General features: G+C 63.0%; 18 protein-coding genes. 7 read left to right on the forward strand and 11 right to left on the reverse strand.

Annotated features, from left to right (window positions below; genetic code table 11):
• The 3 genes from GU3_RS08475 to GU3_RS08485 form a co-directional block, all read right to left on the reverse strand.
• On the reverse strand, nucleotides 1–3,510 hold the full coding sequence (locus GU3_RS08475; protein ID WP_014292117.1) for an EAL domain-containing protein: 3,510 nt from the start codon (nucleotides 3,508–3,510) through the stop codon (nucleotides 1–3).
• Between the two features lie 139 nt (nucleotides 3,511–3,649).
• Nucleotides 3,650–4,705 (reverse strand): NADP(H)-dependent aldo-keto reductase, encoded by a 1,056-nt coding sequence (locus tag GU3_RS08480; protein ID WP_014292118.1) that lies wholly within the window; start codon nucleotides 4,703–4,705, stop codon nucleotides 3,650–3,652.
• A gap of 145 nt (nucleotides 4,706–4,850) precedes the next feature.
• Nucleotides 4,851–6,758, reverse strand: coding sequence for a PhoX family phosphatase (locus tag GU3_RS08485; RefSeq protein ID WP_014292119.1), 1,908 nt, complete (start codon nucleotides 6,756–6,758; stop codon nucleotides 4,851–4,853).
• 100 nt (nucleotides 6,759–6,858) lie between these two features.
• Between GU3_RS08485 and GU3_RS08490 the strand changes: the two genes are divergently transcribed.
• Nucleotides 6,859–7,203 carry a hypothetical protein gene (locus GU3_RS08490; RefSeq protein WP_014292120.1) on the forward strand — a complete coding sequence of 115 codons (345 nt, stop codon included), beginning with the start codon at nucleotides 6,859–6,861 and terminating at the stop codon, nucleotides 7,201–7,203.
• Between the two features lie 48 nt (nucleotides 7,204–7,251).
• On the opposite strand, the gene GU3_RS08495 is transcribed toward GU3_RS08490, so the two are convergent.
• Both GU3_RS08495 and rimI read right to left on the reverse strand, forming a co-directional pair.
• A complete protein-coding gene (locus GU3_RS08495; protein ID WP_014292121.1) occupies nucleotides 7,252–7,695 on the reverse strand; it encodes a glycine zipper 2TM domain-containing protein in 444 nt (147 codons plus the stop codon).
• A 192-nt stretch (nucleotides 7,696–7,887) separates the two neighbouring features.
• The gene (gene rimI, locus GU3_RS08500; protein WP_014292122.1) at nucleotides 7,888–8,994 is read right to left on the reverse strand and encodes a ribosomal protein S18-alanine N-acetyltransferase; all 1,107 of its coding nucleotides are present in this window, start codon (nucleotides 8,992–8,994) and stop codon (nucleotides 7,888–7,890) included.
• Between the two features lie 140 nt (nucleotides 8,995–9,134).
• On the opposite strand from rimI, the gene GU3_RS08505 reads away from it, so the two are divergent.
• Nucleotides 9,135–10,640 (forward strand): RimK family alpha-L-glutamate ligase, encoded by a 1,506-nt coding sequence (locus GU3_RS08505; protein WP_014292123.1) that lies wholly within the window; start codon nucleotides 9,135–9,137, stop codon nucleotides 10,638–10,640.
• Nucleotides 10,641–10,643: 3 nt separating this feature from the next.
• Here GU3_RS08505 and msrB read toward each other — a convergent pair whose 3' ends face one another.
• Nucleotides 10,644–11,114, reverse strand: a complete 471-nt coding sequence (msrB, locus tag GU3_RS08510; RefSeq protein ID WP_014292124.1) for a peptide-methionine (R)-S-oxide reductase MsrB — start codon at nucleotides 11,112–11,114, stop codon at nucleotides 10,644–10,646.
• Between the two features lie 2 nt (nucleotides 11,115–11,116).
• Nucleotides 11,117–11,731 (reverse strand): peptide-methionine (S)-S-oxide reductase MsrA, encoded by a 615-nt coding sequence (gene msrA / locus GU3_RS08515; RefSeq protein ID WP_014292125.1) that lies wholly within the window; start codon nucleotides 11,729–11,731, stop codon nucleotides 11,117–11,119.
• A gap of 124 nt (nucleotides 11,732–11,855) precedes the next feature.
• On the opposite strand from msrA, the gene GU3_RS08520 reads away from it, so the two are divergent.
• Genes GU3_RS08520 through GU3_RS08530 form a run of 3 tightly spaced genes read left to right on the forward strand, consistent with a single transcriptional unit; the run spans nucleotide 11,856 to nucleotide 14,392 of the window.
• Nucleotides 11,856–12,635: a TSUP family transporter gene (locus GU3_RS08520; RefSeq protein ID WP_014292126.1), complete on the forward strand. Its 780-nt coding sequence runs from the start codon at nucleotides 11,856–11,858 to the stop codon at nucleotides 12,633–12,635.
• A 1-nt stretch (nucleotide 12,636) separates the two neighbouring features.
• Entirely contained in the window at nucleotides 12,637–13,662 is a 1,026-nt protein-coding gene (gene btuC / locus GU3_RS08525; RefSeq protein WP_014292127.1) for a vitamin B12 ABC transporter permease BtuC, read from the forward strand.
• Nucleotides 13,649–14,392: an ATP-binding cassette domain-containing protein gene (locus GU3_RS08530; RefSeq protein ID WP_014292128.1), complete on the forward strand. Its 744-nt coding sequence runs from the start codon at nucleotides 13,649–13,651 to the stop codon at nucleotides 14,390–14,392. The genes btuC and GU3_RS08530 overlap by 14 nt, the downstream gene beginning before the upstream one ends.
• 64 nt (nucleotides 14,393–14,456) lie before the next feature.
• Here the strand turns inward: GU3_RS08530 and GU3_RS08535 are convergent.
• From GU3_RS08535 to GU3_RS08550, 3 genes are all read right to left on the reverse strand, one after another.
• Nucleotides 14,457–15,634 (reverse strand): IS3 family transposase gene (locus GU3_RS08535; RefSeq protein ID WP_148265849.1). Its coding sequence is split into 2 segments (ribosomal slippage): nucleotides 14,457–15,343 and nucleotides 15,343–15,634, totalling 1,179 coding nucleotides; the frame shifts between segments, so codons are not numbered across the junction.
• 79 nt (nucleotides 15,635–15,713) lie between these two features.
• On the reverse strand, nucleotides 15,714–16,757 hold the full coding sequence (locus tag GU3_RS08545) for a 3-deoxy-7-phosphoheptulonate synthase (protein WP_014292129.1): 1,044 nt from the start codon (nucleotides 16,755–16,757) through the stop codon (nucleotides 15,714–15,716).
• Between the two features lie 116 nt (nucleotides 16,758–16,873).
• Nucleotides 16,874–17,275, reverse strand: coding sequence for a VOC family protein (locus GU3_RS08550; protein ID WP_014292130.1), 402 nt, complete (start codon nucleotides 17,273–17,275; stop codon nucleotides 16,874–16,876).
• A gap of 73 nt (nucleotides 17,276–17,348) precedes the next feature.
• Here GU3_RS08550 and GU3_RS08555 point away from each other — a divergent pair, with 73 nt between their 5' ends.
• Nucleotides 17,349–17,651 (forward strand): putative quinol monooxygenase, encoded by a 303-nt coding sequence (locus tag GU3_RS08555; RefSeq protein ID WP_014292131.1) that lies wholly within the window; start codon nucleotides 17,349–17,351, stop codon nucleotides 17,649–17,651.
• Between the two features lie 3 nt (nucleotides 17,652–17,654).
• Here GU3_RS08555 and GU3_RS08560 read toward each other — a convergent pair whose 3' ends face one another.
• Nucleotides 17,655–18,650 carry an LLM class flavin-dependent oxidoreductase gene (locus tag GU3_RS08560; protein WP_014292132.1) on the reverse strand — a complete coding sequence of 332 codons (996 nt, stop codon included), beginning with the start codon at nucleotides 18,648–18,650 and terminating at the stop codon, nucleotides 17,655–17,657.
• A gap of 112 nt (nucleotides 18,651–18,762) precedes the next feature.
• Between GU3_RS08560 and GU3_RS08565 the strand changes: the two genes are divergently transcribed.
• A complete protein-coding gene (locus GU3_RS08565; protein ID WP_014292133.1) occupies nucleotides 18,763–19,248 on the forward strand; it encodes a prolyl-tRNA synthetase associated domain-containing protein in 486 nt (161 codons plus the stop codon).
• Nucleotides 19,249–19,294 lie beyond the last annotated feature (46 nt).

The following is a 19,294-nucleotide window of genomic DNA, read 5'->3' on the forward strand; positions in this document are numbered from 1 at the left end:
TCAGACGCTCTTCAGTATGGGACGAGTGGGCCTGGCCGGCGGCGTCAGTGCACGCTCCAGCTCGTCGGCCAGTCGCCGGTGCAGGGCCCGCAGTTCAGCCAGGCCCTGGCGCGCCGCTTGCCCCTGGCCGTCGCACTGCCATTGCTGCAACTGTGCCGCCTGCTCGTGCAGTTGCTGATGCAGCCCGGCCAGGGGGGCCAGGCGCCGCTGTTCCGGGGCGGCGCAATGACGGTACCAGATGCCAAAGCGACAGTGTTCGGCTTCAAGGGCGGGCCAGGGGCTGTCCGGCTGGTGCAACGCCCGGTCAATGCTATCGATCCAGGCCCGGTGCTCGATGGAGGCATACAGCAGGGGCAGCAGCGCCGGATCGACCCGGGGCAGGCCGGCCCAATGGGAGGCGGGTTTCCAGCCGGCCACCCAGCCGGGCAGTTCGGCGGCAGGCATGGGACGGGCAATGCCGTAGCCCTGTGCCAGCTCGCAGCCGATACGCAGCAGCATGTTGCCGTGCTCCACGGTTTCCACTCCTTCGGCGATCACGGTGCGGCCAAAGGCCCGGGCCAGGCTGAGCACCCCATCGAGAATGGTGAGGTCTTCCGGGTCTTCCAGAATATCGCGCACAAAGCTCTGATCGACCTTGACGATGCCGGCGGGCAATTGCTTGAGGTAGGTGAGGGAGGAATAACCGGTGCCGAAGTCGTCCAGCGAGATGCCCAGGCCCAGCTTGCGGCACTGGCACAGGCGTTCGGAAATCTGCGCCAGATCCCCTAGGGCGCTGGTTTCCAGTATTTCCAGCTCCAGCCAGGCCGGGTCGATGTCCGGGTAATGTCCCAGCAGTTGCGTCAGTTGCGCCACAAACGCCTCCTGGCGCAGCTGGCGGGCACTCAGGTTGACGCTAACCACCAGTTTCAGGCCCTGGGCCTGCCATTCCCTGATTTGCTGCAGGGCGGCGTCGATCACCCAGTTGCCGAGCTCAATGGCGAGGGCGTGCTCTTCAATGGCGGGCAGAAAGTGGGATGGCGGCAGCAGGCCTTGTTGCGGATGCTGCCAGCGGATCAGGGCCTCGGCACCGATCACCTGGCCGGTGCGCATATTGACCTTGGGTTGGTAGTAGAGCACGAACTCGCCGTTGTGCAGGGCATGACGAATGTGCTCCAGGCTTTCGTGGTGGGTGCGCACCGAGCGATCCCGCTCGGTGTCGAACAGGTGGTAACGGTTCTTGCCGGCCAGTTTGGCCTGGTACATGGACTGATCGGCCTGGCGCAGCAACTGATCCGGATCCAGCTCCTCGGCCTGGGGATAAAAGGTCACCCCCAGGCTGGCACTGACCTGCAGCCGAAGTCCGTCCAGGTTGACCGGACGGGCGGCGGCCTGCAGCAGGCGATCCAGCAGGGGCGTGCAATGATGGGGATCGGCCAGATCCAGCAAAATCGCCACAAACTCGTCGCCGCCCACCCGCGCCAGGGTATCGCCTTCGCGGATCACCTCCTTCATGCGTCCGGCCACCGCCACCAGCAGCTTGTCGCCGGCGGCATGACCGTGGGTGTCGTTGATGGCCTTGAAGCCGTCGAGATCGAGATAAACCACCGCCACCGCCTGCTGGTGCCGGCGGGCCTGGGCCATGGCCTGGCGCAGCCGGTCCGACAGCAGCACCCGGTTGTGCAGCCGGGTCAGCGGGTCAAAATGGGCCAGTTGCCGCAGCTGTTGTTCGCTGTCCTTGAGCAGGGTGATGTCGGTGCGAATGCCCAGCAGGCCAACAATTTCCCGGTGTTCGGGATCGTCAAAAATGGGGGTTTTCACGTCCAGGAACACGGTGCGGCGGCCATCCTTGCCGATGATCTCCACTTCTTCCGAGCAGGGCTCCCCGGCGAGCACGCGGTTGTCGGACTCGCGCAAGACCTGGGCGGTTTCCCGGGCGAAGAACTGCTCGTCCATACAGCCCTTGAGGGTGATGCTGTTGCAGCCAAACTGCTCCAGGGCCGCCCGGTTGGCATAGATATAGCGAAAACGGGTGTCCTTCATGTAGATAAAGGACGAGACCTGATCCAGGGCGGCGCGAAAGTGGCGGGACTGACTGTGGGCCGCCTTCAGCGCCTGCTCGGCCTGTTTGCGCCCGGTGATGTCGGTGATAACCCCAAACCAGCTGGTGGCGCCATCCGTTTCCCGCCGGGGCAGGGCGTCGCCCAGCAGCCAGCGTGGCTGATTGTCGGGGCCGTTGACCCGAAATTCGTGATGCCAGGGGTTAAGGGTGCTGGCGGAGTTGAGGATGGCCTCGGCGACTTCATCCACATCGTCCGGGTGAATGGCGTCGAACATGGCGGCGGCATTGTCCCGGGCCTGTTCCGGGGGCAGGCCAAAGAGCTGGCGAATGCCGTCGCTGGCATAGGGAAAGGTGCCCCGGCCGTTGGTCTCGAGGCGGTACTCAAACAGCATGCCGGAGACGCGGCTGGCGATGCGGTTGAGCCGCGACTGCAACCGGCTGTAGCGGTGTTCACGCAGGCTCAGCTCGCCACTCAGCTGCTCCGCCAGTGCCTCTGCCCGGGCCCGCGACGCCAGGGCCGAGCGCAGCAGCAGGAACAACAGCACACTGAGGATCAGGCCGCTGATCAGCACCAGCAGGGCGGGCCGGTGATCGATGACGGCGGCGGGGTTGGCATGATCGCTCACCAGCAGCCACTGGCGGCCGTTCACATCGATAACGCGCTGCTGCAAAAAGGGCGTGGCCAGCCCCTGGCCGTCACCATGGTGGTACAGCAGGGCGTTGGCGGAAGGGGTATTGCCGTCATAGAGGCGCAGCGTCGTCCAGGGCGCCTGCCGGTGCATCTCTTCTGCCACCATGTCCTTGACCAGCTCACCACTACGCAGCGAACCAAATACCCAGCCCAGCAGACGGCTCTGGCGGTACACCGGCGCAAACATCATGACGGTGGCGCCCGAATCGGCGGGGGCGGATAAGCCGGCCTTGGCCGACAGGCTGGTTTTGCCGGTCTGCTCGGCCCGCGTCATGGCGGCACCGAGCGCCGGCTTGGTCAGCAGATCCAGGCCTAAGCTGAGGTGGCCGGTGCCACTGAGGTGTTCGGTATAAAGCACATAACCGTAAGCCTCGCGCTCGCCGGGAGGCGAGATGATGGGCGCCCTGATGTGGTGTTGCTCGAGCCAGGCGCCGTGGTCATGGCGCTCCTGTTCGCGCACAAAGCGGGCAAAGCCCAGGGTTTCCATGCCGTCCAGGGCCGGGTTTGGTTGCAGTCGTTCGGCAAACCGGCGCCAGTCCTGTTCGGTGACCAGGTCGGAGGCATTGAACAGGGCGGCGCCGCTGTCCAGCACCACATCGTAGCCGCTCAGGCGCTCCCGGACGCGCAGGGCAATGCGGTCTGCCCGGTCGGCAAACTCGGTCATGGCCCGGTTTTCTTCGTTCTTGGCCAGGGTCAGGGCCGCCAGTGGCGTCAGCACCAGACCGCCGATGAGTACCAGCCAGGAAAGAAGAGTAAGCCTTGACGCGCTGATGGATGACATGGCCCCTGCTCGTTGTTTTTATGATGGTTTTCAACAAGATTAGCAAGGGCAGCGAAAAGCGGGGACTCAACAGGATATAATTTTCACCCGGAGAAGCCTGGCTGGCAGGCGTCCCCGGGCGCACGGTTAACGGCGTGGATCAGGGCGCCGGGTTGGCATATTGCCGGTGGATGTCGGCAATGCCCTGTTTCAGGTCATCGGTCAGCACCACCTGGACGCTGTCGATGTTTTCCTTCAGCTGCGCCAGGCTGGTGGCGCCGATGAGGTTGCTGGTGACGAAGGGGCGGCTGTTGACGAAGGCCAGGGCCAGCTGGGTGGGAGTGAGCCCGTGCGCGTGAGCCAGGGCCACGTAGGCGCTGGTGGCGGCCCGGGAGGCGGCCCCGCTGTAGCGCTGAAAGCGGTCGTAAAGGGTCAGCCGGGCGCCGGCGGGTCGGGCCCCGTTTTCGTACTTGCCGGTGAGCATGCCAAAGGCCAGGGGTGAATAAGCCAGCAGGCCGACCCGCTCGCGCAGGGAAAACTCCGACAGACCGATTTCATAGGTGCGGTTCAGCAGGTTGTAGGGGTTCTGAATGCCCTGAATGCGCGGATAGCCATGGCGCTCCGCTTCCCGCAGGAACTGGTGTACCCCCCAGGGGGTTTCGTTGGAAAGACCGATATGGCGGATTTTGCCGGCCTTGACCAGCTCGTCGAGCACGGCCAGGGTCTCGGCAATGGGCACGGTGTCGGCCTCGGTGTCGTCGAGTTGCTCAAAGCCAAGCTGACCGAACATGTTGGTCTGGCGGTCGGGCCAGTGCAGCTGGTAGAAGTCAACGTAGTCGGTCTGCAGCCGGCGCAGGCTGTCATCCAGCGCCCGGACGATGTTGGCCCGGTCCAGCATGGGCTTGCCGTCGCGAAAGTAGGACGGGCGCTTGGGATCGTGGGCCCGGCCCACTACCTTGGTGGCCAGGATCACCTGATCGCGGTTGCCCCGGGCCGCCAGCCAGTTGCCAATCATGGTTTCGGTGGCGCCCTGAGTGTGTTCCCGGGGCGGAATGGGATAAAGCTCGGCGGTATCAATCAGGTTGATGCCCCGATCCAGGGCCAGATCGAGCTGGGCGTGGGCATCCCGTTCATCGTTCTGCTCACCCCAGGTCATGGTGCCGAGGCCAATGAGGCTGACGTCGATGTCGGTGTTGCCCAGTTTTCGGTATTGCATGGCGCTCCCCGCAGGTTGGTTCTGTTTTTGGCCACAGCATACCAGCAACCTGTGCGGATGATCACGGTGTGGTAAGGGACGTGAGGGGTAAGGAGTGAGGAGAATCGCCCCGAGCAGGGGCGATGTATTAAGAATACGGGAGTTATCAGGCCCCGATAATGCCGCCGTCTTCCCGGGTGATCATCATCACGCTGGAGCGGGGGGTACTGTTGCCACCGAACGGGAAGTGGGAGCCAGCCAGATCTTCGCCCGGGTGCTGAATGCCCACGAACAGGGTTTTCTGATCCGGGGTAAAGGCCAGCCCCGTCACTTCACAGGCGATGGGGCCGGTGAGGAAGCGCTTGATCTCGCCGGTAGCGGGATCGGCGCACAGCATCTGGTTGTTGCCCTGGCCGGCGAAATCGCCGCTGTTGGAGTAGTTGCCGTCGGTCTGGATCCACAGCCGGCCGGCCTGGTCAAAGCCGATGCCGTCGGGGCTGTTGAACATGTTGTCGGCGGTGATGTTGGCGGAGCCGGCATAGAGGCCCTCTGCGTGTACGGTCGGGTTGCCGGCCAGCACGAACAGATCCCAGTCAAAACCGGCGGCGGTGTGGCGGCCGCCGGCAGGGCGCCAGCGTACTATCTGGCCGTAGTGGTTTTCGGCACGGGGATTGGGGCCGCCCACCGGCTGGTTATCGTTGCCTCCCCGGTTCTTGTTGTTGGTGAGGGTGCAGAACACCACCGGCTCGCTGGAGTGAGCAGCCACCCATTCGGGCCGGTCCATGGTGGTGGCACCCACCTGGGTGGCGGCCAGACGGGCGTGAACAAGAATGTCGGCCTGGCTGGCAAAGCCGTTGTCGGCGGTGAGGCCGTTCTTGCCGTGGGTCAGCTCCAGCCACTCGCCCTGACCCTTGAGCTCACCGTCCTTGCCTGCGTGGAATTTGGCCACGTACAGGTTGCCGTCGTCCAGCAGATCCCGGTTGGCGGACGGGTCATTCGGGTTGTACTTGCCCTTGCTCACAAAGCGATACAGGTGCTCGCCGCGCTCGTCGTCGCCCAGGTACACCACCACATGGCCGCTGTCGTCTATCACCAGTTCGGCGTTTTCGTGCTTGAAGCGGCCCAGGGCGGTACGCTTCACCGGCATGGCGTCAGGATCCCTGGGATCAATTTCCACCACCCAGCCAAACCGGTTGGGCTCGTTGGGGTGCTCGGCCAGATCAAAGCGCGAGTCGTGCCGGTGCCACTGCCAGCCGGCGTCTTCCCGGCCAATGCCGTAGCGGGCCATGGCGGGGGTGATCTCGGCCTGCTGCCGGCTGCCAAAGTAACCGTTGAAGTTTTCTTCACAGGTGAGGTAGGTGCCCCAGGGGGTCATGCCGTTGGCGCAGTTATTGAAGGTGCCGAGCGCCTGCTCGCCGTGCGGGTCGGCGGCGGTTTTCAGCAAGGCATGGCCCCTGGCCGGGCCGCTGATGGCCATGGGGGTATGGGCGTGAATGCGGCGGTTGTATTTACCGTCCTTCACCAGGCGCCAATGGCCGTTTTCCTTGTTCAGCGTCAGGATGGACACGCCGTGGGCGGCCTGGGCGCATTTAACGTCATCGGCGGTCATGGCCTTGCCCTGGTGGGGAAACATCAGCTCGTAGTTACAGTATTCGTTGTTCACCGCCAGAATGGCGGTGTGGTCGTCGATGGCAAAGAAGCTCATGCCGTCGTTGTTGTCGCCAAACTGGCCGGTCTGGGCCTCGGCGCTGTTGCCGGACTCATTAAATTCGGGCACGCTGGTGAACAGGGCGTCGCCCCAGGATACCAGCCGCTCTACCTGGTAGCCGGTGGGCACGATAATGGTGTCCTGAGTGCTGGCGGGTACGGCGTCAAACCCCAGCAGCGCACTGCCCCGCGTGGCGGCCGCCACGGCCCGGGAAAGGGGGGAGGCGGTAAAAAAGGCGGCGGCGCCGAGGGCAGCAGCACCACCGAGAAAACGGCGGCGGCTCAGGCTTTTTTCCACCAGCCGGGTAAATTCGGGCACCTGGTGGCGGGGATGGTTCAGCTCGTCCTGACGTTCAAAGCGACTCATGGTTAATTATCCTTTGCTCACAGCATGTTGGAGATGTTGCAGGGGTATGCTGAGGGCAGAGGATGACGGTGTGATAACAACAAGATGACAGGGAAAAGACATGAATACCCGGACCGCCGACGTGCTGGCGAAAAGCATTATTTCCATTCAGGCGGCGCTGATCCCGGTGCTGCTGCTGGCCGGCGCCTGGCTGACCCAGCAAGGGGCGGCAGCGCAAGGCGACGCCCTGGGCGGCCCCTGGCTGTGGCCGGTGCTGTTGCTGATGTGTGTGGCCTGGTTCTGGCTGTGCCGCCGGGCCTGGCTGGGGTATTTATCGAGTGAGGGCATGGGCCGGCAGTGGCCCTTCTGGGTGCTGGTGGCGGTGCAGTTGCCGTCCTTTCCGTTGGGCACCCTGATGGGCGCCGGGCTGATCTACCTGAAACTGCGGTACCATCCCCGTCAGTAACACCAAAAAGGCAGCCTGCCGGCTGCCTTTTTGGTGATTGCGCAATACTCAGTCATCCCAGTCGTGGCGATGCTTGCGGTGGCGTTTTTTCTTGCCGTGGTAATGGTGATGATGCACTTCCTGGCGGTGGCCGTCACCGGAGCGGGCGCCCAGGGCCGAGCCGGCGGCGCCGCCCACACCGGCGCCGATCAGCTGACCGCTGTCGCCGCCCATGTTTTTGCCCAGCGCCGCGCCCCCCAGGGCTCCTACGGCGCCGCCCAGGGCGGCTTCGTTCTTGTTGCCACGGTTGGCGGTGGCGGCACCGCCGGCGGCGGCGCCCAGGGCAGCTCCCACCAGGGCGCCGGTATCGCCTCCCATCTGTTTGCCCAGCAGGGCACCGGCGGTGCCGCCGGCGCCGCCTCCGATAATGGTGTTGAGGGTTTCACCGGCAGAAGCCGTGTTAATGCCGAACAGCATCGGCAGCAGCAGGGTGGCAAGGCTCTTTTTAAACATGGCGGTATCACTCGGCAATTGAACTTGCCGGGAACGATAGCGCCTTTTTTCAGGATGGGAAGAGGGGCACCGTCAGGGGAAGAGGGCACCATTTGAGTTTTTATGGTTGCTAAGTTTTTGTTTTATATTGGGTATTTTTTGTTTTCCCGGCTGAGGGGCGACCAAAGCTGACCGACAGCTCCTGACCCATGCTCAGGGATTGGCGACCCACACCAGGGTCCGCAGGCCACCCTGGCCGTAGCGGGCCAGTCTGTCAAAGCGCTCCCGGGCGATGGGCAGGTACTGCTTGTCGACCGGACTTTCTCCCGCCGCTTCGTCGATATCCGGGTCGTGAATATAAACGAATTCCTTGTCCATGGCGCAGACCAGCACCCAGTGGGGGGCCTTGCGCCCGTCCAGGTGGTAGGTGCTGATCAGCACCAAAGGCAGCCGGCCCGCGCTCAGGCCCTGCTCCAGCTGCGCCAGGGTGAAATGCTCATGGCGGGGACGAATGCCCGCCTGGGCCAGGTTGGCCAGAAACTGCCGGTGTACCCGCTCCAGCACCTGTTTTTTGTCCGGGCTGCGCACACTGCTGACAAACAAGGGGCCGTCCTGGTTGAGTACCAGCTCCACTCCAAAGCCGCGACGGTGGGCCGCCAGTGCCAGGCCGTGGGGGCCGCAGCCGCCGTGACCCTGGGTCATGAAAATGGTGGTGGCCTCGCGCCACAGTTGCAGCTCCAGATCCGGCTCGGGGGCATGGTGGGGATCCAGGCCGCTCAGGGCCATCATCAGTGAGGCCGGGCCGCAGGTGAACTCGGTGGTCTGGCGGTAATAGGGCACGGTGCGGGCGCCGGCCAGGGGATGGTAGTGATGAATGCGCTTCTGGTAGCGCAGGGCGCTTTCATGATCTTCGTAATAATCGTGGTAGATACCGAACTGGCGATAGCCGAGGCGCTGATAGAGATTTTGTGCGGCGATGTTGTCGGTGCGCACTTCCAGGCGCATAAACACGGCGCGGCGTTGTTGTGCCGCGGTTTCGGCGCCTTCCAGCAGGGTCCGGCCCAGCCCCAGGCCTCGGGCCTCGGGGGATACCGCGATGGAGTAGATACGCGCCAGCTGGGTATTGCGCCGAAACAGCACCAGCACATAACCCAGCAGCCGGTCGTTCAGCTCGGCCACCAGCAGCACATCCTGGGAATGCTCGATAAAGCGCAGGAAACTGCGCCGGCTGATGCGATCCTGGCTGAAACAGTGCGCTTCCAGGGTCAGCAGGGCATCAAGATCGGAGCGCAGGGCGGCGCGAACAACAGGCGCGGACATAGGGCACCCGAAAACAGGGGGAAGATGCTTCAACATACGATAATTTGGGGGGCTCAGCGAGAAAATTTCGCTGCACCGGGCGGCCTTTGGGCCTACATTAGGAAACCACGACAACCCCTTTGACAGCAACGGACGGTTTCATGACACAACTGGTTCTGGTGGTGGATGAACTCAGCGCCTGGGCGCCCTACTTTCCCAGCGAAAACCTGGTGGACTTTCACACCTACCTGGCCCAGCCGCCGGTGAAAAACGCGCCGCGCACCCGGGTGATCAACCTGTGCCGTACCGAGAGGTACCTGTCCAACGGTTACTACTGCTCGTTGCTGGCGGAAGCCCGGGGCCAGAAGGTGATCCCGTCGGTGTCGACCCTCAACAACCTGCGCAACAAGGGGCTGTTCGCCTTTGGTTTTGATGGGGTGTCCGAGGCGCTTGATGCCTGGCACGGCGCCAGCGAGGCGGGGGCCAAACTAAAACTGAAAAGCTGCTTCGGCCAGTGTGCCGTGCCTGGGCTTGAAAGCCTGTGCCGGGAGCTGTTTGAGCGGCTGCCTTGTCCCATTCTGGAGCTGACCTTCAAGCGCCGCAGCCGCTGGGAGCTGACCGGCCTGGCGACCCTGTCACCCCGGGAGCTGGCGGGGGAGGAGGAAGATCAGTTTGCCGACGCCCTGGACAAGTACTCCCGCATCATCTGGCGCCAGCCCCGCTCGGCCAAGCGCTACCGTTACGATCTGGCCATGCTGGTTAATCCGGAGGAAGCGCTGCCACCCTCGGACGCGGCGGCGCTGAAGCGTTTTGTTCGCGCCGGCGAGCGGGCCGGGGTCAACGTGGAGATGATCACCCGTAAGGATTACCAGCGGCTGGCGGAATACGATGGCCTCTTTATTCGTGAGACCACCGCCATCGATCACCATACCTTTCGTTTTGCCCAGAAGGCGGAGCACGAAGGCCTGGTGGTGATTGACTCGCCCAGCTCCATTTTGCGCTGTGCCAACAAGGTGTTTCTGGCCGAGAGCTTTGCCCGCAACGGCGTGCCGGCCCCGAAAACCCTGATGGTCAACCCCAAGCAGAAAGACGCCGCCGACTGGCTGGAGCGCGAGCTGGGGTACCCCTTGGTGCTGAAAATTCCGGACGGGGCCTTTTCCCGGGGAGTGTACCGGGCGGCGGACCGGGCCGCTCTGGTGGACACCCTGGCCAGGTTGCGCAACGCCTCGGCATTGGTGCTGGCCCAGGAGTATTTTTTCACCGAGTTCGACTGGCGCATCGGCGTGCTCAACCACCAGCCGATTTTTGCCTGCAAGTATTTCATGGTGAAAGGCCACTGGCAGATCTACCGCCACAACGACGGCAAGGAAGCGGACTCCGGCGGTTTTGTGACCCTGCCCACCCATGAGGCGCCGCCGGCGGTGATTAACGCCGCGCTCAAGGCGGTGAAGCCCATCGGCGACGGCCTCTACGGCGTGGACATCAAGGAAGGCAAGGGCCGGGTGGCGGTGATTGAGGTGAACGATAACCCCAACATCGATCACGGCGTGGAGGACGTGTTCCTCAAGGATCGGCTCTACGACATGGTGATCGAGGACTTCGTGCGCCGGTTTGAACAGGACCGGCAGGCCGTCGTCGCCAAAAAGGGCCGGCGCGACGGCCGCTGAGGGTCAGAGGCAGTCGGTCTCGCCGCGCCTGAGCGGATCGGGTTTGGCCTGGCCGCTGGCGCAAAAGCCGAGTGAAGCCGAGTTCAGGCAGTAGCGCAGGCCGGTGGGCGGCGGGCCGTCGGGAAAGACGTGGCCGAGGTGGCTGTCGCAGCGGGCGCAGCGGATTTCCACCCGGCGCATGCCGTGGCTCATATCTGCCAGCTCGCGAATGTGATCCGGGTGATAGGGCGCGTAAAAGCTGGGCCAGCCGGAGCCCGACTCAAACTTGCAGGCGGAGGAAAACAGCGGCAGGGCGCACAGCCGGCAGACGTAGCTGCCTTCCTCGTGATTGTCGAGCAGGCCGCCACAAAAGGGCGCCTCCGTGCCCTGGCTCAGCAGAATGCGGCGCTCTTCCGGGCTGAGCTCTGCGGCCAGGGCCTGCCGCTGGGCCTCGTCCGGCGGCGTGAGATCATAAGGGCTGGGAGTCTGGGCCATGTTCAGATGTCCTTTTTCAACCGGTGTTTGTAGTAATGGTGCACCTTGGCCACCTTGGGCTGGGCCACGGCGGCGATATAGGGCTGGTCGGGATGGCGTGCGGCGTAGTCCTGGTGATGGTCCTCGGCGGGGTAAAAGGCCTCCAGCGGCTCCAGGGTGGTAACGATGGGCCGATGAAAGGCGCCGGCCTGCTCCAGCCGTTCGATATACTCCTGCACCAGGGTGCGTTCCTGCTCATCCTGCCAGAACACCGCCGAGCGGTACTGGGTGCCGGTGTCGTTGCCCTGGCGGTTGAGCTGGGTGGGATCGTGGGCGATGCCGAAAAACACCTTCAGCAGTGTGGCCGGGCCGATGCGGGCACTGTCGTAGGTGATGCGAATGGCTTCGGCATGGCGGGTGGTGCCGGTACACACCGCCGGGTAGTTGGCGCTGTCGGCGTCGCCGCCGGCATAGCCCGAGACGACCTCCAGCACGCCGTCCAGCTGCCGGTACACCGCCTCGGTGCACCAGAAGCAGCCACCGGCCAATACCAGTGTGCGCTCGCCCGTATGGCGAAAGGCGCTGTCGTCGATATCGGGAAAGTCGTTGGGCAACAGGCCCAGAACCTCGTCGGTCATGGGGTTCTCCTCCTCATAGTGTCGGCCTACGTTACCATAGCCAAAGGTCGGGGCAAGGCTCACTGTTGCCTTGCGGCACATCCTGTTAATCTTGGCACCTTTGTTGTCGTTAACCTGGAAAACAATGGAACTGGATTTGCTGACCCTGGGGTTGCTGGCGCTGGCAGCCCTGCTGGCGGGCTTTATTGACGCCATTGCCGGCGGCGGCGGGCTGATTACGGTGCCGGCGCTGCTGGCGACCGGCATGCCCCCCACCATGGCGCTGGCCACCAACAAGCTGCAAAGCTGCTTCGGCTCCTTTTCGGCGTCCTTTTACTACCTGCGCCGGGGGCTTATTGACTGGCGCACCATGAAATGGGCGGTGGCCTGCACCTTTGTCGGCAGCATGCTCGGCACCCTGTTGGTACAGCGTATTGACGCCGCTGTGCTGGAAAAGGTGCTTCCCTTTCTGCTGGCGGCCTTTGCGCTGTATTTTCTGTTTTCCCCCAGGGTGGGGGATGAAGACAGAAACCGGCGGCTGGGGGTGATCCCCTTTGCCCTGGTGGTGGGGACCGGCGTGGGCTTTTACGACGGCTTTTTCGGCCCCGGCACCGGCTCCTTTTTTGCCTTGGGTTTTATCGCCCTGGCCGGCTACAACATGGCCAAGGCCACGGCCCATACCAAGCTGCTGAACTTTACCTCCAATATCGCCTCGCTGCTGTTTTTTATTCTGGGTGGGCAGGTGGTGTGGATTGCCGGTCTGGCCATGGCCGGCGGCCAGTTTCTGGGGGCCAGGCTCGGCTCCAACATGGTGGTTACCAAGGGCACCCGCATTATTCGACCCATGCTGGTGACGGTGTCGCTGGTGATGTCGGCCCGGCTGTTGTGGCAACAGTACCCGCAACTGTTCAGCTGGATAGGCTGAGATGAGTCTTCACCCGCTGGGGCTGAGCGGCTTGCTTGGCGCCCAGCAGCGGCGCTATCACCGCTGGTTGCTGGGCCTGGGCCTGGTGCTGATCGCCTCGGTGCTGCTCAGCCTGCAATCGGGTGCGGTGGGCGTGGGGCTGGAGGCGCTGTGGCGGCCGGTGTCGGCGCTGGAGCAGCAGGTGTTCTGGCAACTGCGGCTGCCGCGCACCCTGCTGGCGGTGCTGGTGGGGGCCAGCCTGGCGCTGTGCGGCGCCGTGCTGCAGGTGTTGCTGCACAACCCCCTGGCCGAGCCGGGGCTGATTGGCATTTCCAGCGGCGCCAGCCTGGCGGCGGTACTGACCCTGTCGCTGGCGGGCTGGCTGGGTTGGAATCTGCCCCACTGGGGCGTGTCGCTGGCGGCTTTTGTCGGCGCCCTGGTGGTGACGGCGCTGTTGATGCTGCTGGCCCGGCGCCGGCTGGGGCAGGGGGCCTTGCTGCTGTTTGGGGTGGCGGTGGGCATTTTTGCCAACGCCATGCTGACCTGGCTGCTGTATCTGGCCGACGACGCTTCGCTGCGTACCTTTCTGTTCTGGATGATGGGCAGCCTGGGCTACGGCCAGCGGCTGTCCTGGGGCTGGTGGATTCCGGCAATCCTTGCGCTGCTGTGGCTGGTACGCCAGGGCGGGCGGCTGGACCTGCTGGCGCTGGGCGAACAGCAGGCAAGGCTGCTGGGCCTGAATGCCCACCGCTTGCGCCCCAAACTGGTGTTGGCGGTGTGCCTGCTTACCGCCTTCAGCGTGGCCATGGCCGGGGTGATCGGCTTTGTGGGGCTGGTGGTGCCGCATTTGCTGCGGCTGCTGGCCGGCGGGCGCCAGCGCTTTCTGCTGCCGGCGTCGGCCCTGGCCGGCGCCGCCCTGCTGGTGCTGGCGGATGTGGTGGCGCGGCAAACCCTGGTGAGCGGTGAGTTACCCATTGGCGCCGTGACCGCCACCCTGGGGGCACCGGTGTTTGTGTGGTTACTGGTGAAACGCCATGCTGACGCTTGAGGCGCTTGAGGTAGCTGACCGGGTCGGGCCGGTCAGCGGCACTCTTGACCCCGGCCGCCTGACCCTGCTGGTGGGTCCCAACGGTAGCGGCAAGTCGAGCCTGCTGCTGGCGGCGGCCGGGCTGCTGGACGCCAACGGCCAGATATCTTTGTCCGGCAAGGACATGGGGGCTCTGGATCTGGCGGAGCTGGCGCGGCTTAGGGCCATGCTGGTGCAGCATTCGGTGCTGCCGGCCGGATTAAAAGGCTATGAGCTGCTGGCCCTGGGCGTGCACGGCGAGGTGAGCGAAACCGCCTGTGAGGAAATGGCGCACTTAAGCGGTTACCTCAAGCTCGACGCCCTCTATGCCCGGTCGCTGTCAGCGCTGTCCGGCGGTGAGCAGCAGCGGTTATTGATTGCCAAAACCCTGCTGCAGGTGTCGCCCCGGTTGAATCCCGAGGCGTGTCTGTTGTTGCTGGACGAGCCGCTGGCGGGACTTGACTGGCAGCATCAATTGGCGACCCTGCGGCTGCTGCGCCATTATGCCGCGCAGGGCCTGACGGTGGTGGCCTCCATTCACGACATTAACCTGGCCGCTCAGTTCGGCGACGACATCTGGTGCCTGCACCGGGGTAGGCTGGTGGCTCACGGCGGCCCCGAGGTGCTAACCCCCGAGCTGGTGGCCGAGGTGTTTGAGGTGAAGGTTAGGCTGCTGGAGCAGGACGGCCAGCGGTTGTTGTTGCCGGAATAAATGTTTGAAAGTGAGGGGTAAGGGGTGAGGAGATGGAGTGGCCCCGATAAAGTAGACACTTAAGTTAAGCGGCAGCTGCGTAGGCATTGGGAGTTATTCCTCCCAGCGCCATGTGGCGCCGCACTTTCGGGTAATACTCGTCCGTATAATACCGGACTTCATCTGCCATTTCGTCTCTTCCGAGCATTCCTAATGGATGTGTCCATTCCTTCTTGAGCAGCGCGAAGAAGCTTTCCGAACAGGCGTTATCCCAGCAGTTACCTCGCCGAGACATGCTGATGGTGATTCCCCGTGTAGTGAGCCATCTCATCACCTCTTCGCTGCGATACTGACTCCCCTGGTCAGAGTGGAACAACAACTGTGTCCCATCTGGCCGCTGATGTTGCCATGCCTGCTCAAGGGCCTCCAGCACCAGCTGGGCGCTATTGATGGCACCCATGGCTCGGCTCACCACGCGACGTGTACCCAGGTCCAGGACTACTGCGATGTAGAGCCAGCCTTCGTGGCACCGGATTTGAGTAATATCTGATACCCAGACTCGATTTGCCGCACCAACCGAGAAGCGGCGATTCAGCAAGTTCGGTAGCACAGGCAAGAATGATGTCGGCTTTTGATACCCTGCTTTAAGAGCCGTGCATGAATGGTAACCAGCGTCTCTCAGCAAGCGCTGAACCTGGTTCTTGCCGCAGCAGAACCCGGCATCCCGTGCTTCCAGCCACAGCTTGCGATAACCCGGCACATTCTTCTGTTGCCTGGCTCGCTCGAGCAGGAAGGTTTTCAGAGTTTGTCGCTTGATGACACGTTCTCCCGGAGCATGCTGACGTGCTCGCCAACGATAATATCCCGCTCGTGACACATTGAGTACTTCACACATTATCGAGACCCGCCAGCGTTGACTTCGGTGAGCCTCGATAAAGGCAAACCTTACTTGCTGTGCTTGGCGAAGTACTCTTGCGCCTTTTTTAGGATTTCGTTCTCCAGCTCTTTTCGTTCAAGCAGCTTCTTCAGTCGAGCATTTTCACGCTCCAGATCCTGCAAACTTTTTTCTGGTCCGATGTTTTCAACTGCTTTGTCAGATGATTTCTTGGTCATGATCCACTCTCTGCGCCAGCGACTCAATTGGTTAGGATGGATCCCGAGTCTGCCAGCAAGCTGAGCTTGTGTCTCTGTGGTGGATAGCGAGGCCTCGACGGCCTCACGTTTGAATGCATCGCTAAAGTGACGGTGGGGTTTGTACTTCATAACACCTTCTCATTAAATGAAGGTGTCTACTTTTTTCGGGCCAGTCCAAGATGGTCACTTCACTCTTCACCCCTCACACCTAACCCCTCACCGCTTGATAAAGCCGTGCTAATACTTGCTCGCTGTCATTCCAGCCCAGGCAGGCGTCGGTGATGCTTTGACCGAATACCGGCGCCTTGCCGCCTACCACCTCCTGACGGCCGGGCTCGATAAAGCTCTCGATCATCACCCCGGCAATAAAACGGCTGCCAGCCTCAAGCTGGCGGCAAATATCATCGGCCACATCCAGTTGGCGTTGGTACTGTTTTCGGCTGTTGCCATGGCTCAGATCCACCACCATGTGAGTGGGCAGGCCGGCGGCCTTCAGACCCTCCGCGGCGCTGGCAATGCTGTGCTCGTCGTAATTGGGCTCGCTGCCGCCACGCAAAATCACATGGCCATAAGGATTGCCGTCGGTCTGGTAGATGCTCATCTTTCCGTCTTTATCCGGCGAGCAGAAAATATGGCCGTGGGCGGCGGCGCGCACCGCGTCCAGGGCAATCTGAATATTGCCGTCGGTGCCGTTTTTAAAGCCCACCGGGCACGACAGCGCCGAGGCCATTTCCCGGTGGATCTGGCTTTCGGTGGTGCGCGCGCCGATGGCGCCCCAGCTGATCAGATCGGCAATATACTGGCCGGTCACCATATCCAGGAATTCGGTGGCGGTGGGCAGGCCCAGGGTGTTGATGTCGCCCAACAGTTTGCGGGCCAGGGCCAGGCCGGTGTTCACATCAAAGCTGCCGTCCAGGTGCGGGTCGTTGATGAGCCCCTTCCAGCCCACTATGGTGCGGGGCTTTTCAAAATAGGTGCGCATTACGATGCACAGTTTGTCGGCGTAGCGGGCCTTAAGCGTCACCAGCCGTTCGGCGTAGGCCAGGGCGGCGGCCGGGTCGTGAATGGAGCAGGGGCCGATGATCACCAGCAGTTTGTGGCTATGGCCGGTGAGAATGGCCTCAATCTCGGCCCGGGCCTTGAGCACGGTGGCCGACATGGCCTCGGTGAGCGGGTAGCGCTCGGCCAGCTGGTGCGGGGTGATCAGGGTCGCCAGTGGGCGGCTTCTCAGTTCGTCGGTGGGGAAGGGCATGGTATGGCCTGCTTGAATCATGACGTGCGGCAGCACAATGCCCTTAACATAACCAAAAGCCGTGGCAGGGAAAACCACGGCTTTGGAATTTTATGCGGTCAACGTATTTTCAGGGCTTAACTGAAACGCTGGCCGGAGATGGCCGGATGGTAGATGGGCTGGATCACATTGCCTGCGGGATCGGTAATGTGAAAGCTGCGGGCGCCGTCCCGGTGATCGTGGGGCTGGTCCAGCAGGGTCACGCCCTTGGCCTTGAAGTACTGGTACCATTGCTCCAGCTCTTCCTTGGTGTCGACGATAAAGCCAAAGTGATCCATGCGCTGGACGCCGCTGGCGGGCTCGTCGGCGCGGCCCAGCGACAGGTTGTCGTTGCCGCAGGTGAGGTACACCAAGTTGTCGCTGGCACGGTTGAGGATCTCCATGCCCATGATCTCGGTGTAGAACTGGACGCATTCCTCCAGGTTGGGCATGGTAAAGGCGATGTGGCGCATGCCGTTAAAACGACCGGGTCTGTCCATTCTGGGCTCCTTGGAAGTTACCTGAATATTTGTGTACTATTTGTTGAATTTAAATAAACAAATGGAGTTTACAATGTATTCAATTATTGTCAAAACCAAGCTCAAGCCCGGCACCACCCAGGCCTTCCTCGACGCCATGCTGCCCAACGCCGAGGCTTCCGTGCGCGACGAGCCCGGCTGCCACACCTTTGACGTGCTGCAGGACCGCGCCGATCCCGAACTGTTCTGGCTCTATGAAATCTACCAGGACGAAGCCGCCCTGGCCGCCCACAAGGAAACCCCGCACTACCAGGCCAGCCGCGCCGTGGTGAATGAGCTGATTGCCGAGCAGTCGGTGATCCGGGCCGACGTGCTGGCGGTCAATCCGACCCGTTAACTCTCAGCCCACCAGGTCCGCCAGCAACGATAGGCTGTGGTGGCGGGCGCCCTGATCGTAGATATCGGATACCACCATCAGCTCGTCGGCGCCGGTCTGGGCCAGCAGCGTTTCCAACTGCCGGGCTGCCCGGTCCGGACCGCCGATGACGGCGGCGCCGAGGAAGCCCTCCACCCCGCGCTGCTCGTGGGGCAGCCAGCGCTGGTCCAGGTCGGTGACCGGCGGCTGCAACAGGCGGCCTTCGCCGCGCAGCAGCGACAGTACCTTCTGGCGCGCCGTGCTGGCCAGGAACTCGGCCTCCCGGTCGCTGTCGGCGACGATGGCCGGCACGCCCAGCATCAGGTAGGGCTCGGCCAGCACCTCCGAGGGCCGGAACCGGTCTTTATAGATGGCCACCGCCTCATGCAGCATGCGCGGCGCGAAGTGGGAGGCGAAGGCGTAGGGCAGGCCGAGCTGCGCCGCCAGCTGGGCGCTGAACAGGCTGGAGCCGAGCAGCCAGATGGGCACATTGGTGCCGGCGCCGGGGATGGCCATCAGCTTCTGGCCATGATGTGCCGGCCCCAGCAGCTGCCGCAACTGCTGTACCTGCTCGGGAAAGTCCTCGCCGTCTTCCGGCCGGCGGCGCAGGGCGCGCATGGTGTCGGGATCCGTGCCCGGGGCCCGACCCAGGCCCAGGTCGATGCGGCCGGGATAGAGGGTGGCCAGGGTACCGAACTGCTCGGCCACCACCAGGGGCGGGTGGTTGGGCAGCATGATGCCGCCGGAGCCGACCCGAATGCGGGAGGTATGGCCGGCGATATGGCCCACCAGCACGGCGGTGGCGGAGCTGGCGATGCCGTCCAGGTTGTGGTGTTCTGCCAGCCAGAAACGCTCAAAGCCGAGGTCTTCTACATGGCGGGCCAGAGCGACCGAGTTGGCAATAGCATCGGCGGTGTCAAAGCCGGTACGAATATGTACCAGATCCAGGATGGACAGTTTGAGCTTGGATAATAGGCGCATAAATGATAATGGTATCGATTGAAACAATAGCCCGATAACAGCATATTTGGCCGGTATCCGCTATCCAAAGAAGGTATATCTTATGTCGATGGCCGACATACGGAGAGGAAGCATGGACATCATGGCCCGGCTGGCGGACTGGCACATTACGCCGCCGCTGATTGAGCACCCGCCGCTGCACAGCTGCGACGATGCTGATCGCCTGCTGGTAGACAGGCCCGGCACTCGGCTGAAAAACCTGTTTCTGCGGGACAATTATGGCCGTAAGCACGCGCTCTTGCTGACCCCGCCGAATAAGCAGGTGGATCTCAAGGCGCTGTCACGCCAGCAGGGCTGGTCGCGGCTGGGGTTTGCCTCGGCCGAGCGGCTGGACCGTTATCTGGGCGTGGCCCCGGGCCATGTGTCTGTGCTGGCGCTGGTGAACGATGCGCAGCAGCAGGTAGAGCTGTGGCTGGATGAAGATCTGCAAGACGGTGACAACTTTCACTGTCATCCGCTGCGCAACACCGCCACCGTGCTGCTGAGCCGGGCCGATTTGCAGCGCTTTACCGAACAAACCGGCCATACGCCGGTCTGGCTGCCGGTGCCTTCTTTTTAAGGGATTGGGGACTGGGGAATAGGGACTGGTGGTGTTGTCTGTAGGC

Source organism: Oceanimonas sp. GK1 (assembly GCF_000243075.1).
Classification (GTDB): Bacteria; Pseudomonadota; Gammaproteobacteria; order Enterobacterales; family Aeromonadaceae; genus Oceanimonas.

Excerpts from the sequence above, each read along its gene's own strand:
- GU3_RS08475 (WP_014292117.1), bottom strand. The coding sequence starts at position 3,510 with ATGTCATCCATCAGCGCGTCAAGGCTTACTCTTCTTTCCTGGCTGGTA.
- GU3_RS08480 (WP_014292118.1), bottom strand. The coding sequence starts at position 4,705 with ATGCAATACCGAAAACTGGGCAACACCGACATCGACGTCAGCCTCATT.
- GU3_RS08485 (WP_014292119.1), bottom strand. The coding sequence starts at position 6,758 with ATGAGTCGCTTTGAACGTCAGGACGAGCTGAACCATCCCCGCCACCAG.
- GU3_RS08490 (WP_014292120.1), top strand. The coding sequence starts at position 6,859 with ATGAATACCCGGACCGCCGACGTGCTGGCGAAAAGCATTATTTCCATT.
- GU3_RS08495 (WP_014292121.1), bottom strand. The coding sequence starts at position 7,695 with ATGTTTAAAAAGAGCCTTGCCACCCTGCTGCTGCCGATGCTGTTCGGC.
- rimI (WP_014292122.1), bottom strand. The coding sequence starts at position 8,994 with ATGTCCGCGCCTGTTGTTCGCGCCGCCCTGCGCTCCGATCTTGATGCC.
- GU3_RS08505 (WP_014292123.1), top strand. The coding sequence starts at position 9,135 with ATGACACAACTGGTTCTGGTGGTGGATGAACTCAGCGCCTGGGCGCCC.
- msrB (WP_014292124.1), bottom strand. The coding sequence starts at position 11,114 with ATGGCCCAGACTCCCAGCCCTTATGATCTCACGCCGCCGGACGAGGCC.
- msrA (WP_014292125.1), bottom strand. The coding sequence starts at position 11,731 with ATGACCGACGAGGTTCTGGGCCTGTTGCCCAACGACTTTCCCGATATC.
- GU3_RS08520 (WP_014292126.1), top strand. The coding sequence starts at position 11,856 with ATGGAACTGGATTTGCTGACCCTGGGGTTGCTGGCGCTGGCAGCCCTG.
- btuC (WP_014292127.1), top strand. The coding sequence starts at position 12,637 with ATGAGTCTTCACCCGCTGGGGCTGAGCGGCTTGCTTGGCGCCCAGCAG.
- GU3_RS08530 (WP_014292128.1), top strand. The coding sequence starts at position 13,649 with ATGCTGACGCTTGAGGCGCTTGAGGTAGCTGACCGGGTCGGGCCGGTC.
- GU3_RS08545 (WP_014292129.1), bottom strand. The coding sequence starts at position 16,757 with ATGCCCTTCCCCACCGACGAACTGAGAAGCCGCCCACTGGCGACCCTG.
- GU3_RS08550 (WP_014292130.1), bottom strand. The coding sequence starts at position 17,275 with ATGGACAGACCCGGTCGTTTTAACGGCATGCGCCACATCGCCTTTACC.
- GU3_RS08555 (WP_014292131.1), top strand. The coding sequence starts at position 17,349 with ATGTATTCAATTATTGTCAAAACCAAGCTCAAGCCCGGCACCACCCAG.
- GU3_RS08560 (WP_014292132.1), bottom strand. The coding sequence starts at position 18,650 with ATGCGCCTATTATCCAAGCTCAAACTGTCCATCCTGGATCTGGTACAT.
- GU3_RS08565 (WP_014292133.1), top strand. The coding sequence starts at position 18,763 with ATGGACATCATGGCCCGGCTGGCGGACTGGCACATTACGCCGCCGCTG.